The sequence below is a fragment of the Ancylobacter defluvii genome, from assembly GCF_018390605.1.
GTDB classification, from domain to species: Bacteria; Pseudomonadota; Alphaproteobacteria; order Rhizobiales; family Xanthobacteraceae; genus Ancylobacter; species Ancylobacter defluvii.
Genome location: NZ_JAHBGD010000005.1, coordinates 653,733 through 668,013, shown reverse-complemented (window position 1 = coordinate 668,013; position 14,281 = coordinate 653,733). Strand labels below are relative to the sequence as shown.

General features: G+C 63.5%; 10 protein-coding genes. 8 read left to right on the top strand and 2 right to left on the bottom strand.

All coding sequences use genetic code 11. The features are described from left to right. The first annotated feature begins 154 nt into the window (after positions 1-154). A complete protein-coding gene (locus KHC24_RS05750) occupies positions 155-1,714 on the top strand; it encodes a hypothetical protein (protein ID WP_213360376.1) in 1,560 nt (519 codons plus the stop codon). On the opposite strand, the gene KHC24_RS05745 is transcribed toward KHC24_RS05750, so the two are convergent. Further along, positions 1,707-2,648 carry a choline sulfate utilization transcriptional regulator gene (locus KHC24_RS05745; RefSeq protein ID WP_213360374.1) on the bottom strand — a complete coding sequence of 314 codons (942 nt, stop codon included), beginning with the start codon at positions 2,646-2,648 and terminating at the stop codon, positions 1,707-1,709. The genes KHC24_RS05750 and KHC24_RS05745 overlap by 8 nt on opposite strands. 154 nt (positions 2,649-2,802) lie before the next feature. Here KHC24_RS05745 and KHC24_RS05740 point away from each other — a divergent pair, with 154 nt between their 5' ends. The 4 genes from KHC24_RS05740 (at position 2,803) to KHC24_RS05725 (ending at position 8,997) form a co-directional block, all read left to right on the top strand. Beyond that, complete coding sequence (locus KHC24_RS05740) at positions 2,803-3,744, top strand: choline ABC transporter substrate-binding protein (RefSeq protein ID WP_213360367.1); 942 nt, start codon at positions 2,803-2,805, stop codon at positions 3,742-3,744. 67 nt (positions 3,745-3,811) lie between these two features. Continuing rightward, positions 3,812-5,326, top strand: coding sequence for a choline-sulfatase (gene betC, locus KHC24_RS05735; RefSeq protein WP_213360365.1), 1,515 nt, complete (start codon positions 3,812-3,814; stop codon positions 5,324-5,326). Between the two features lie 194 nt (positions 5,327-5,520). Next, positions 5,521-7,095: a multicopper oxidase family protein gene (locus tag KHC24_RS05730; RefSeq protein WP_213360362.1), complete on the top strand. Its 1,575-nt coding sequence runs from the start codon at positions 5,521-5,523 to the stop codon at positions 7,093-7,095. 228 nt (positions 7,096-7,323) lie between these two features. Then, positions 7,324-8,997: a multicopper oxidase family protein gene (locus KHC24_RS05725; RefSeq protein WP_246546173.1), complete on the top strand. Its 1,674-nt coding sequence runs from the start codon at positions 7,324-7,326 to the stop codon at positions 8,995-8,997. Between the two features lie 171 nt (positions 8,998-9,168). On the opposite strand, the gene KHC24_RS05720 is transcribed toward KHC24_RS05725, so the two are convergent. Beyond that, positions 9,169-10,464 carry an aminotransferase class III-fold pyridoxal phosphate-dependent enzyme gene (locus tag KHC24_RS05720; RefSeq protein WP_213360360.1) on the bottom strand — a complete coding sequence of 432 codons (1,296 nt, stop codon included), beginning with the start codon at positions 10,462-10,464 and terminating at the stop codon, positions 9,169-9,171. A 216-nt stretch (positions 10,465-10,680) separates the two neighbouring features. On the opposite strand from KHC24_RS05720, the gene KHC24_RS05715 reads away from it, so the two are divergent. From KHC24_RS05715 to KHC24_RS05705, 3 genes are all read left to right on the top strand, one after another. After that, positions 10,681-11,385: a TetR/AcrR family transcriptional regulator gene (locus KHC24_RS05715; protein WP_213360357.1), complete on the top strand. Its 705-nt coding sequence runs from the start codon at positions 10,681-10,683 to the stop codon at positions 11,383-11,385. Positions 11,386-11,756: 371 nt separating this feature from the next. Next, positions 11,757-13,058 carry an LLM class flavin-dependent oxidoreductase gene (locus KHC24_RS05710; protein ID WP_246546171.1) on the top strand — a complete coding sequence of 434 codons (1,302 nt, stop codon included), beginning with the start codon at positions 11,757-11,759 and terminating at the stop codon, positions 13,056-13,058. A gap of 128 nt (positions 13,059-13,186) precedes the next feature. Beyond that, positions 13,187-14,269 carry an ABC transporter substrate-binding protein gene (locus KHC24_RS05705; RefSeq protein ID WP_213360350.1) on the top strand — a complete coding sequence of 361 codons (1,083 nt, stop codon included), beginning with the start codon at positions 13,187-13,189 and terminating at the stop codon, positions 14,267-14,269. Positions 14,270-14,281 lie beyond the last annotated feature (12 nt).

The following is a 14,281-nucleotide window of genomic DNA, read 5'->3' as shown; positions in this document are numbered from 1 at the left end:
ACCAAGGCGGCCCGGGCTTCACCCCGATTTCGCAGAAGCTGGCCACCCGTTGCTCATCACGCGCTTTGAAGCGTAACTGAAGCGGTCGAGCTTCGATCTGAACTGGCGAAGTGCCAGTGACAGATGCAGCAGGACCGATAAGAAAAGGAATGCCATGTCCGTCATCGCCACGCTTCCCATTGTGCAGGTCGCCGAAACGAAAGTGACAGGCTCCTCCCAGAAACAGATTGGCTTCAGTTCTCTCTCCACGCTCGTTCCCACCGGAACCAATCATCTGATTATCGAGATCAGCGGCGCGCAGACGTTCGATCAACGGCGCTTTTGCGAGGTCGTCGTCAACGGCGATGGCGCGGCCAAGTATCATCGCCGCGACTTTCAGGCCGTTAGTTCGAAGGTCTCAACCCGTTACAGTCTCGACCAGACTGTTGGTCAGGGCGTCGATATCGTTCCAGCCGCGGCCAATGAATTTAGTGGCGGATACATCTTCTTTCCCTACGCTTTTCGAACCGATAACGTGAAATGCTGGCAAACGATGGGCTCCTCGCTGGAGCAGCGACTGCATCGGCATATCTGCGCCTGGAACGATACGTCAGCGATCGATTCGATCGCATTCCGGCCCTGGCAAAAGACCCCCAGCCCGAATCGATGGACAGCAGGAACGACGGTCACGCTTTACGCGGTGGACGAGAGACGGCTCATTGAAGAAAGGGTGCTGACCGAGGACGGAAATTTTGCCTTCACGAATTTTCCGGCCGATGAGAACCACCTCATCTATCTGATGCATTGCAGGGCGAATTACGTGAACGCCGCCTATGTCGGCGACCGCACCTACCATGTGATCAATGACGATGACGGGAAGAATAATTACCGCGTCCAGCGGTTTGGCGGTGAAAAAATACCCAACAACGTCGTTTTGAATGAAAAATTCACGGAGCAGCGGATCGGATGGTCGTCGGCCATTGATTCTCCGGCCGACACTTTTGGTAGCCTCGTCGCACTCTATCCGGAGTTCCGTGATCGCGGCTTCTTCCAGCCCTGGATCAGCCAGCACGGTACCTTTGACAAGAAGACCTACATTCCGGTGAGCCAGGAAAACGGGTGTTGGCGGGAAACGTCCGATCTGACGAAAATTGCCTTCCGTCCAAAGGACAAAGCCGGCCTTTATAGCGCGGGGTCGCGTATAGGCGCATATTGCCCGAGCGGCCTCGCATCTCGCCACGTCGTCGCAGCAGAAGGGGCTGCGAGCGTCACGCTCGAGATTCCCACCGAGGCGAAGGCTCTCCGCTGCCTGGTCGTCGCGAGAACCGACGCGAATGAGGTGGAGGATCGTTTGCTTATCTCACTCAATGGAGATGGTGCTGCATCCAACTATGTTGGCCTACGGGCCTCTGCGCGTGACAAGTCTCACGAGGCGAAGGCTTCCGCTAATGAGGTGGGGGCGTTGCCGGGCGCGACTGCGCCGGAAAGCGTTTTCGGGTGTGGGACGGTCGCCATCCCCCAGCATTCAGCATCGGACCGCCACAAGCACTTGCTGTCCACGATAGGAGCCGCCGGGGGGCGTCTGGCACTCTACGGGACGCGCTGGAAGAGCACGGCTGCTGTCACATCGCTGACATTTCGCCCGAAGAATGGCTCGAAATTTGCTCAGGGAAGCGTGTTCGAACTCTCATTCGCCGACACGCTTCCTGAAGCTGGCGACACGGCGATCAAGTAAATCCGGAGGGCAAGGTCAGACCCTCTGGAAAACCACCACGATCAACGCCGCCACGCTGGATGATCCAGTTGATGAGATCCTGCACCGGCGCCGATGGCTCCGGACCCGGCTTCACCCAATAGCCGCTGTCGCCCCGTGACAGCGGCGGCCCCACCGCCACCAATGTGCCGTCGGCGATTGCACCGTCTATCAGCCCCGCCCAGCCGAGCGCCACGCCCTGATCGGCAATCGCCGCCTGCACGACAAGGCCATAGGTGTTCAGGCTCAGATCGCTCGGTCCGGCTTCGCGCGTCACAGGCATGGCGGCGAACCAGTCGCGCCAGGAGAACCAGCGCGGCTGCGGCGTGCTCTCCAGATGCAGCAAGGGCAAGTTGGCGAGCAGGCGGGGGGCGTCCAACAGCCCGTGGCGCGCGGCGAATTGAGGGCTGCAGACTGGGTAGACGCACTCCTCGAAGAGTTGGATGGCACCAGCGCCGAAATCCGACCGTGTACCAAACAGCACCGCCACATCCTCCGCCTCGTCGGCACCGGGATCGGCGGCGGCCGAGGCGATGATGTGGACTTCCGTTTCCGGATGCACCCGCCGAAACTGCGCCACCCGCGGCATCATCCAGAACGAGGCGAAGCCGTAATCGGTGAACAGCCGCACCACCGGACGCCGGCTCATGCGGCGAATGGCACGCGCACCGGCATCGAGTTCCGCCACCGCGGCGCTCGCCGCGCGGTGCAGCCGCTCGCCGGCGGGCGAGAGCGTGCTGCCGCGATGGCCGCGCTCCAGCAAGGCAGTGCCGAGCTGCTCTTCGAGAACGCGCACGGTGTAGCTGACCGCCGGCTGGGAGAGGCCAAGCTCCTGCGCCGCCGCCGTCAGACTGCCGAGGCGGCCGACGGCGTCGAACACCCGAACCCAACCAAGATCGAGACGGCGGTCAGCCATAAAAATCCATTGGGTCAGCCATTGAAAATAGCCAGCTTCACAGTGGCTGCCATTTAACGATCTGATGAATTCCAGGGCAAGGCGGGTAACAGACCAAAATCGGGGCACCCCTTCTTGCGATGCTTCGGCTCACATCTTTTTCAGAGGTCTGCCCATGAATCGCTTTCTACGGGCCGTTTGCGCCCTGTCCGTTGTCATATCTGCCGGCTCCGCCCTCGCGGCAGATGCCCCGACCTGCAAGACCGTCCGCATGTCCGATCCGGGATGGACCGACATCACCTCCACCAACGCCATTGCGAGCGTGCTGCTGCAGGGACTCGGCTACACGGCGGATGTGAAGACCCTGTCGGTGCCGATCGGCTATGAAGCCATGAAGACCGGCAATCTCGATGTCTTCCTCGGCAACTGGATGCCGGCGCAGCAGAAATTCATCGATGCGCTGAACGAGGCGAACGCCGTCGAGGTGCTGGCCACCAACCTCACCGGCGCCAAATTCACCCTCGCCGTGCCGAACTATGTCGCCGAGGCCGGAGTGAAGGACTTCAAGGACCTCGCCGCCAATGCCGACAAATTCGGCAATCAGATCTACGGCATCGAGCCGGGGGCGCCGGCCAATGCCAATATCCAGAAGATGATCGATGCCGGCGAATTCGGCCTCAAGGACTGGAAGGTGGTGGAATCCGGCGAGCAGGCCATGCTGGCGCAGGTCAAGCGCTCGGCCAGCGGCAAGGGTTGGATCGTCTTTCTCGCCTGGGCGCCGCACCCAATGAACGAGGCCTTTGCCATCACCTATCTCTCGGGTGGCGATGCCTATTTCGGGCCCGACTATGGCGGCGCCGAGGTCCGTACCCTCGCGCGCGCCGGTTGGTCCAGCCAATGCCCCAATGCCGCGAGCTTCTTCAGGAACCTGAAGTTTGATCTCGCGACCGAAAACGCGATGATGGGCAAGATCCTCGACGAAGGGATGGACCCGAAGGCGGCCGCCACCGTATGGATCAAGGCACATCCGCAGGCGCTTGAGCCCTGGCTCGCCGGTGTCACCACCTTCGACGGCAAGCCCGGCCTGCCTGCGGTGAAGGCCTCGCTCGGGCTCTGACCGCCGGCGCCGCCGGGCAATCGTCCCGGCGGCCGCGCCCTTTCATCGATGTCCCGCGAAGCGTGCCATGCCCCAGCCGAACATCCTCATCTTCATGGTCGATCAGTTGAACGGGACGCTATTCCCCGACGGACCGGCCGGGTTTCTGCATGCGCCGCATCTGAAGTCGCTGGCGAAGCGCTCCGCCCGGTTCGCGAACGGCTACACGGCGAGCCCGCTCTGTGCCCCGGCCCGCGCCTCGTTCATGTCGGGGCAATTGCCCAGCCGCACGCGGGTCTATGACAATGCGGCGGAGTTCAGCTCCGACATCCCGACCTTCGCCCACCATTTGCGCCGCGCCGGCTATCACACCGCGCTGTCGGGCAAGATGCATTTCGTCGGGCCGGATCAACTGCACGGCTTCGAGCAGCGGTTGACCACCGACATCTATCCCGCCGATTTCGGCTGGACGCCGGATTACACCAAGCCGGGCCAGCGCATCGATTGGTGGTATCACAATCTTGGCTCCGTCACCGGTGCCGGGGTGGCCGAGATCACCAACCAGCTCGAATATGACGACGAGGTGGCCTATCACGCCGGACGCAAGCTCTATGATCTGGCGCGGCGGCAGGATAACCGCCCCTGGTGCCTGACCGTCAGCTTCACCCACCCGCACGACCCCTATGTCGCCCGCCGGCGTTTTTGGGATCTTTACGGGGACTGTCCGGCGCTCGATCCCATGGTCCCGCCGATTCCCTTCGCGCAGCAGGACCCGCATGCGCAGCGGCTCATGCTGGCGAGCGACCATGCCAACGGCCATGTGACGCCGGAGGATGTGCGCCGCTCGCGCCGGGCCTATTTCGCCAACATCTCCTACATCGACGAGAAGATCGGCGAATTGCTCGATATCCTCGAACGCGGCCGAATGGCGAACGACACCATCATCGTCTTCGTCTCCGATCATGGCGACATGCTCGGCGAGCGCGGACTGTGGTTCAAGATGAACTTCTTCGAAGGCTCCGCGCGCGTACCGCTGATGATCGCCGCGCCGGCGGTCGCTCCCGGCCGGATCGACGACCCGGTCTCGACGCTCGACGTGCTGCCGACGCTTGCCGATCTCACCGGGCTCGATCTCTCCGGCATCATGCCGTGGACCGATGGCGAGAGCCTCGTCCCAACCATGCTGGGGCTGGGCACGCGCGGGCCGGTGCCGATGGAATATGCGGCGGAAGGCTCCTATGCGCCGCTGGTGGCCTTGCGTGACGGCCCGTGGAAGCTCGTGCTGTGCGAACTCGATCCGCCAATCCTGACCAATCTCGACGACGACCCGCACGAATTGGTCAACCGGGCGGACTACCCGGCATGCGCGGAGCAACTGGCCCGGATGCTCGCCGCCATGCACGCCCGCTGGGACCTCGCCCGCTTCGACGCCGAGGTGCGGGCCAGCCAGGCACGACGGCATGTCGTTTACCAGGCACTGCGCAACGGCGCCTATTATCCATGGGATTTCCAGCCCCTGCAGCAGGCCTCCGAGCGCTACATGCGCAACCATATGGACCTGAACGTGCTTGAGGATGCGCAACGCTATCCCCGAGGCGAATGACCGCCTCTGATGCGCGGAGCCTCCGATCTTCGAATTTCCCCATGTCGGCGGGCAAGTACTCTAAGAAGCATCAAAATTAAAACCACTTCCCGATCGAAGTAGTTGCCGGGTTTCCGTGGCTTGATACGATGACCTCGGGCTTTAGCGAGGCCTGCCGTTTCGGTGACTGTGACGCTAGCTCTGGGAGAGGTTTGATGCCCTTCGTTGCGAAGGCAGGTCTTGGCTCCCTCTCGCGCCGGCACCTGTTGAGCAGCGCCGGTTTCGGGGCGTTGGCTATGGCCTCGGGCCTCGCTGCCGCCTTGGTCGTACGAAGCAGCGCAGCGAGTGAAACGGCGGAAGCCCACGGCGGGCACCCTCTCGGGCGCGGAGCGCCGCGCGCTCCCTGGGACCGGAACGCCGCGCTTGTCGAGCCCGAAGTCCGCCGTTCGATAAAGGGCGAACTCAGGACCGAACTGAAAGTTGCTTATGGCTATAAGAGCCTCGGCGGCTACCGGCTCTCGCTGCGCACTTATGAAGGCGGCATTCCCGGCCCGACGCTAAGAGTGAAGCCGGGTGACGTGCTGCGTATCAGACTGGTCAACGACCTGCCGCCCAACCCGGATTCGATGCCGGACGACATGACGCTGCCGCACCAGTTCAACTCGACCAATTTCCATTTTCATGGCGGGCATGTCAGCCCCAACGGCATCGCCGACAACATCTTCCGCGTGATGGAACCGGGCCGGAGCTACGACATCGAAATCGCCATACCGGAGGACCACACATGCGGGACCTGCTGGTACCATCCGCACAAGCACGGCAGCGCCGACATCCAATTGACCAGCGGCATGGCCGGCGCGCTGATCATCGAAGGTGACTTCGACGACATTCCCGAAATCCGCGACGCGACGGACCAGGTGCTGCTGCTCAACGAGGTGCTGTTCGACTATCGCGGCACCATCGAGACCTATGACACGATGTGGCCGGAAGGCGTGCCGCGCTTCCTCTCCGTCAACGGGCAGCGTGAGCCGGTGATCCGTCTGCGGCCCGGCGAGGTGCGGCGCTGGCGCCTGATCCACGCCGGCCATGAGAACAATCTCAATCTCGCGCTGGAAGGGCATGAACTGCATCCGATAGCCTATGACGGCATCCGACGGCCGGAGATTGGGAGCCTGACGGCTCAGTTGATGGCGCCCGGCCAGCGCGCCGACGTGCTGGTGCGGGCTGGCGCACCCGGCACCTACTGGCTGCGGGCGATCGCCAACGATCAAGGCTACCCCTCCCCGACCGGTCCGCTGGCGAAAATCGTCGTCGAAGGCGAACCGATGGCGATGACCCTCCCGGCGACGTTGGGCGGCAGATCGCCGCTCAAGACGATCGCCGCCGAGGAGGTAACCAACAAACGGGAACTGCCGCTCAGAACGATCGTGCCGGAATATCCTCCGGCCGCGAATTATCAGGAATTCACCTTCCTCATCTGCGACCAACGCTTCGATCCGGACCGCGTCGACCAGCGGATCAGGCTGGGGGCGGTGGAGGAATGGAAGGTGATCAACGAGGACGAATCCGACCACGTCTTCCACATCCATACCAATCCGTTTCAACTGGCCGCGGTCAACGACCTACCCGTCGCCGAGGCGGACTGGCGCGATACCGTCATCGTCCCGCGTCTGGGCAGCGTGACCTTCCGTTCCCGCTTCCTGGATTATGCCGGCCGCTTCGTCCTGCACTGCCACATGATGAACCATGAAGAACTCGGCATGATGCAGATCGTGGAAGTGCAGGCCTGACCTCACCGTCCCTGATCCTTCAGGAGACGCCGCCACCACTTATCGCCGACATTGGCAGCACTAGATCAGCCCCCGGCATGCATACCGCAAGGAGATTCCCGATCTTCGAACGGCAGCACTGCCAACGCCCGAAGGTAGATTTTATCTTCGAATTAGATTGAATAATCCTGCAAATTCTTGCTTCATTGACCAAACTCTCCTGAGAGAGAGCAGACGGGGGGCAAAGTCATGGACGAGCAGGCAAAGTGTGATCTGGCCGCTTCGGTAGCCGGTGCGTCGGTGCATGCGGATGTCATCGAAACCCACCCCTCGCGCCGTAGCTTCATCGCCGGCGGCATGGTCGGCATGATCACCCCAAGCGTCGCCGGTCTGCTGGTCTCGCAGGTCGATGCGGCGTCCATGCAGCACGACAGTCCGAGCCCGCCCGCCGGCAGTGGAGCACAACGGGTCCGCGAGCCGGTCCGCCCGGGTGGCGGACCGCGGCGAATAGCCTTCGTGGAGGGTGAGCCGCTACGCCAGCCGGAAATCCGCCGCTCGGAGAAAGGCGAACTGCGCACCACGCTTCGGGCCGCCTATTCATGGCAGGAGATCGGCGGCTACCAGCTGCATTTGCGCGGCTATGAGGGGATGATGCCCGGGCCGACCTTGCGGTTGCAGCCGGGCGACGTGCTGCGCATCCGGCTCATCAACGACCTGCCGCCCAATCGCGAGACCATGCCGCTGCAGATGAACCAGCCGCATATGCTCAACCTGACCAATTTTCACTTTCACGGCGCCCATACCAGCCCCGACGGCATCTCCGACAACGTGCTGCGCACCATGGAGCCCGGCCAGAGCTATGACGTCGAGATCCGCATTCCCGAGGATCATCCTCGCGGTACCTACTGGTACCATCCCCATCATCATGGATCCGCCGATATCCAGCTATCGAGCGGCATGGTGGGCGCCATCGTCATCGAAGACGGCCCGGAACAGGTTCCGGAGGTCGCGGCAGCCAAGGACCTCACCATGGTGCTGGGCGAAGTGGTGTTCGACGGCTTTGGCATGGTCGAGGGATTCGATGCTCTGTTCTCCGAGACGTCGACCCGCTTCCTCTCGTTGAACGGCCAGCGCAATCCGACGATCACCATGCGGCCGGGCGAAGTGCAGCGCTGGCGCCTGGTGCATGCCGGCTATCAGGACGACCTGTTCCTTGCGTTGGACAGTCACCAGTTTCACGCCATCGCCCGCGACGGCATCGGCCTCGTCATCATCGGCGAGGGGCAGATCTGCACCGACCAGCCGGAGCGCAAGGACGCGCTGCTGATCGCGCCCGGCCAGCGCATCGACGTGCTGGTGAAGGCCGGTACGCCCGGCACTTACGACCTGAAGGCCCTGCCCTATAATCAGGGCTATCCCTCGCCGTTCGGGCCGATCGCGCGGGTGAAGGTCGAGGGCGAGCCGCTGCCCATGCCGCTGCCCGGCCGCCTCGCCCCGCCGCCCCTGGCTTCCATCCGCGATGAGGAAATAACCAACCGCCGGCGGCTGACCTTTTCGGCCGACCTACCCGAGAACGACGCCGCAGCGCATTGGAGGGAGTTCAGCTTCCTGGTCGATGGGCGCAGCTTCGATATCAACCGCATCGATCACCGCATAAAACTTGGTGCGATCGAGGAATGGGAGATCGTCAACCTCCACTTCCATGACCACATCTTCCACATCCACGTTAATCCGTTCGAGCTGGTAAAGGTGAACGGGGAATACGTGCCGTCGGTCTGGCTCGACACGGTCGTCCTGCCGCGCAACGGCAGCATCACCATCCGCTCGCGCTTTCTCGACTATGTCGGAAAATACGTGCTGCACTGCCACATGATGAACCACGAAGAACTCGGCATGATGCAGCTGATCGAAGTGCACGCATGACCCGCTGATGCCGCGCGCCGCGCCGGCTATCGCCATCGACGGGCGGATCCGCCTATCACGGCGACAGCCCGCCAAAGTGCGCCCCGGAATGCGCCCTTTGGCGGGGAACCACTCCGCAGACGCTGCGAGCCAGTCCGTTTATGGACTGGCGCCGCTCAGAATCACCGGCACTCACGCCGAGAGCAGCGCCGCCCGCTCCAGCCGGTCGCGCACCACCGGACGCTCCAGCGGCAGGCCGGCACGGTCCTGCGCCTTCAGCGCCGTGAACGCCGCGTCGGTTGCCTCCAGCGTCTGCGCGACATCCGTCTCGGTCAACGCGGCGTTGATGAACATGTTGTGGTAGGGGTGCAGATACACCCCACGCCGCACCGCCGCCGCAGCCCAGAAATAGCCGAGCCGCATCTCCGGATCGTCTTCGAACAGGATTTGCGGCATCTGCACCGGCCCGGTCTGGCGCAGCGCGAAGCCGTGCGCCGCCGCCTGCGCCGCCAGCCCTTCGCGCAGCAGCCGGCCGGTGCGCTGGAGGCGCTCCAGATAGTCGCTCTCGCGGATGATCTTCAGCGTCGCCACCGCCGCCGCCATCGGCACCGCCGAGAACCAGAACGAGCCGGTGACATAGACGCTGGAGGCCGCCTTGCGCAGGGGCTCCAGCCCGACCAGCGCCGAAATCGGCTGGCCATTGCCGATCACCTTGCCGATCGAGGTGAGGTCCGGCTTGACGCCCAGTGCCGCCCAGGCGCCGTCGCGCGACAGGCGGAAGGCGGCGCGCACCTCGTCGAGCACCAGCACCGCGCCCTCGGCATCGCACAGGCGGCGCGCCTCGCGGGCGAAGGTGGCGTCGGGCTCGGACTGGTCGCGAAAGGTCTCGTGGCGGAACGGGGTGGCGAACACCGCGGCGATGTCGCCGGCATGCGCCGCCACCGCCTCGGCGAGGCTCTGCGGGTCCTGGTCGCGGTAATAGACGATATGGCCGCGATCCTCGGAGAGGATGCCGGCCGGTCCCGGCGTGCACCAGGGCGCGGCGCCGTGATAGACGCCCTTGCCGACCAGGATCTTGCGCTTGCCGGTATGGGCGCGGGCGATCACCGTCGCCATCGAGGTGGCGTCGGTGCCGTTCTTGCAAAACATCGCCCAGTCGGCAGGGCTGAGCATGGCGACCATGTCCTCGGCCAGCGTCACCATGATCTCGGAGGGGCCGGTCAGCGTGTCGCCGAGCTGCATCTGCGCCCGCACCGCGGCGTCGACCTCCGGCTGGCGATAGCCGAGCAGGTTGGGACCATAGGCGCACATATAGTCGATATATTCATTATCATCCGCGTCCCACAGCCGCGTACCTTCGGCGCGGCGGAAGAACTGCGGAAAGTCGGCCGGCAGCAGGGCGGTGGATTCGTGCCCATACATGCCGCCCGGGATCACCTGGGCTGCCCGTTGCTTGAGTTCGGCATTGCGCGAATTGGTCCAGCTCATCGGGTGAAGCCTTCGGGGTTGATCGAGGAAAGAGACCGCCGCAAAAGGGACAACGCGGCGCGTCGGAAAGCGGATCGTCAGCTCGCGGCGATGCCTCCCCTCACGGTAATGATAGATTTATCGATTATCAATCTCCCGCCGGTTACAAATTTTCCGTATTTGCTCCACCTTGCCACGACGGCTAGCCTGTCAGCGACAGCAAGGAATGCCATGCGAATGAACGAGCGCCCCGCCCCTGCCCCGGAGGTCGACGACGAATCCCAAGACGGAACCGGCGAGGCGAACCCGATCGGCAAGACCCCTGTACGTCGGCGCCGCGGCCAGATTCGCCTCAAGGCACTGATCGAGGCCACCGACGCCCTACTGCAGGAACATGACGTCAGCGAAGTGGGGCTGTACCAGATCGCCGAGCAGGCCGGCGTTCCACCCGCCTCCATCTACCACTTCTTCCCCAATAAGGAGGCCGCGCTCGTCGCCCTGGCGGAAGATTATCTGGAGCGCCTTGTCGCCCGCTCGATCGAAGCTCCGCCGTCGCCACCTGCCAACTGGCAGGAGCTGATCGGCTGGCGCATCCGCACGTCCGCCCGCTTCTATAACGAGCACGTTCCGCTCATGCGCCTGTTCCTGGGAGCCAGCATCAGCGCCGAGGTTCGCCAGCGCGACATGGCCGGCACGCTGGCGGTCTCGCGCACCCGCGCCGAGATGTTCGACCGTCATTTCGTCATGCCGCCGATCAAGGATTGGATCGGCAAGCTCGCCACCTCGCTCGCCATTGCCGACGGCATCTGGGCGCTGTCCTACAGCCAGAACCAAAGCATCACCGACGAATCCATTGAGGAGGGCGTGCGCGCCGTCACTGCCTATTTGCGCTGCTACCTGCCGGAATGGATAGAACCACGCGACCAAACGCCGGGTTCATAGCGAGGAATTATCGATTTTATGCGCACCGATGCACCTTTCGGCGCAGGGCGCATCCACACCCCCGAACAGCCACCGTGCCGACACCGAACCGCGCGCCAAGCGTCGGCGCAACCCGTGCGACGCACGGGTTTTGCCCAAACCGAGACCTGCGTGGCTAGGCAGTCGCTCATAAATTTGGCAGCGCTCAGCAAATATGCATCCCGGAGTGCGGCGCAGCATATTTGGTATTGATATTCGATTTTTCCATCATTACGGTTCTCGTCATTGAGATTGACGCGGACGAGTTACCAGTGCGGCGAGCCTCCTGATGGAGGCTGTCCGACAACGAGCCGTCGTGTCGCTACGCAGGGGTGATGGGCGTGCCGAGGCAAATGCATTTCATTGGTTTCTGCATTGCGGGGCCGAACTGGCATCACAACGGAAGCTGGCGGCATGATGAAAGCGACGCCGTCGATGCGCTCGATCCCAAGCGCTACGAAAACATTGCCCGCATACTTGAAGAGGGGAAGTTCGACGGCCTGTTCTTCGTCGATGTGCTGACTCTGTTCGATACCTTCGGCAAAAGCTTCGCCGCCAATTTGCGCCAGCCCGGCCAGATCTTCCTGCTGGAGCCGCTGCAGCTTCTCTCCCGCATGGCGGCGGTGACGCAGCACCTCGGCCTCGCGGCGACCATGTCGACGGCGTTCTACCACCCGTTCCACATCGCCCGCGCCTTCGCCTCGCTCGACCACATCAGCGGTGGGCGCGCGGCATGGAACGTCGTGACCTCGGCGAATGATCGCGAGGCGCAGAATTTCGGCATGGACAAGCTCATGGAGCGCGGCCTGCGCTACGACCATGCCGAGGAGGTCATCGAGGCCTGCCAGGCCTTGTGGAACTCCTGGGACGAGGACGCGCTCATCCTCGACCGCAAGAACGGCGTCTATGCCGATCCGGACAAGGTCCATTACGTCAATTTCGAAGGCAAGTGGGTGAAGACCCGCGGCCCCTTGCAGACCCCGCGCTCCCCCCAGACCAGCCCGGTGCTGATGCAGGCGGGTTCCTCGGAGCGCGGCCGCGAATTCGCCGGTCGCTGGGCCGAAGTGCTGTTCACCCTGCAGCACGACAAGGCCGAGATGCAGGCCTTCTATGCCGACATCAAGTCGCGCCTGGACAAGAACGGGCGTCCGCCAAATCACTGCGCCGTTCTGCCCGCCATCGACATCATCGTCGGCGAGACCGAAAGCATCGCCAAGGAGAAGGCGGCATACCTCAATTCGCTGGTCAGCCCCGAGCTTGGCGTCGCCGAAATCTCCAACGCCATGGGCGTCGACCTGTCGGGCTATCCGCTCGACAAGCCGCTGGTCGATATGGAGATCAACCAGGGCTCGCGCGGCGTGTTCGACAACATCCTGAAGGGCAGCGAGAAGAAGAACCTCACCCTTCGCGAGGCCGGTCAGCATTTCGGCATCAGCGAGCTGACGCCCCAGCTCATCGGCACCCCCGAGATGATCGCCGACCACATGCAGGACCTGTTCGAGTCCGAGGCCTGCGACGGCTTCGTCATCGTGCCTTCGCTGACGCCGAGCGGCTACGCCCAGTTCGTCAAATCGGTGGTGCCGGAACTGCAGCGCCGCGGCATCTACCGCAAGGATTACACCGGGCGCACCTTCCGCGAGAACCTGCGCAGTTGAGACCGGAATGCCGATCCGTGGATCGCGGCTCGGCAGACATCTGTTCGCTCTAACGTTTCAGTGCCTCTCCCCGGCGATGCCGGCCGCGTGCCAACGCTCTCCCATGTCCGAGATCAGGATGCCAGCCCATGTCCGACCGCACTGACCTCCGTCTTCCGCACGCGCGCCGCGGCATTTCCCGCCGCGGCTTCCTCGCCGGCACCGCAGCGGCCACCGCCGTCGGCATCTTCAGCCCGCATGTGGTGCGCGCCGCCAGCGATACCATGACCGTCCCCAATTCGGGCGGCGCCCTGGAAGAAGCGTACAAGGTCGCCTATTTCGACACCTTCACCGCCAAGACCGGCGTGAAGATACTCGGCGCGCCCTATATCGATACCGCGCGCGTCAAGGCGATGGTCGACGCGAACGCCGTCGATATCGATGTCGCCAACATCGATTTCGCCGAGGCGGCGGTGCTGGCCAAGCTCGGCCTCCTCGAGCCGATCGACTACGACATCGTGCCGCGCAAGGCGCTGGATACCTGGGCGGCGAACGATCACTACATCGTCTCCGACGTCGCGGCCACGGTGATGGGCTGGAACACCCAGGCCTTTACGGCGGAGACCCGGCCCAAGGGTTGGAGCGAGTTCTTCGACGAGGCCGCCAAGCCCGGCCAGCGCAGCCTGTGGAAGCTGGCGCCGCAGACGATGGAGATCGCCGCGCTTGGCGCCGGCATTCCGGCGGACAAACTCTATCCGCTCGATCTCGACGCCGTGTTCGCATCGCTCGACAAGATCAAGCCGAACCTCACCTGGTGGACCTCCGGCGCGCAGAGCGCCCAGTTGCTCACCTCCGGCGAGGTTGATGTCGGCACCGCCTGGAACGGGCGCCTGTTCAAGCCGAAGAATGACGGCGCACCGGTCGACTACACCTTCGACCAGAGCATCTTCACCTGCGACGCCTTCATCGTGCCCAAGGGCGTGAAGGACAAAAAGCGGGCGATGGAGTTCCTCGCCAATCTGGTCGAAGCGAAGAACCAGGCCGTATTCGCCCAGCACATTCCTTATGGCCCGACCAACCCGGCCGCCTTCGATCTGCTGGATGCCAAGACCAAGGCACTGCTGCCGAACTCGCCGGAAAACGGCAAGACCGCCGTGCTGCAGAACGTCCAGTATTGGGCCGATAATGGCGACGAGCTGTTCGCCCGCTTCAACAAGTGGCTCGTCGGTTGAGCGACGCGGCAA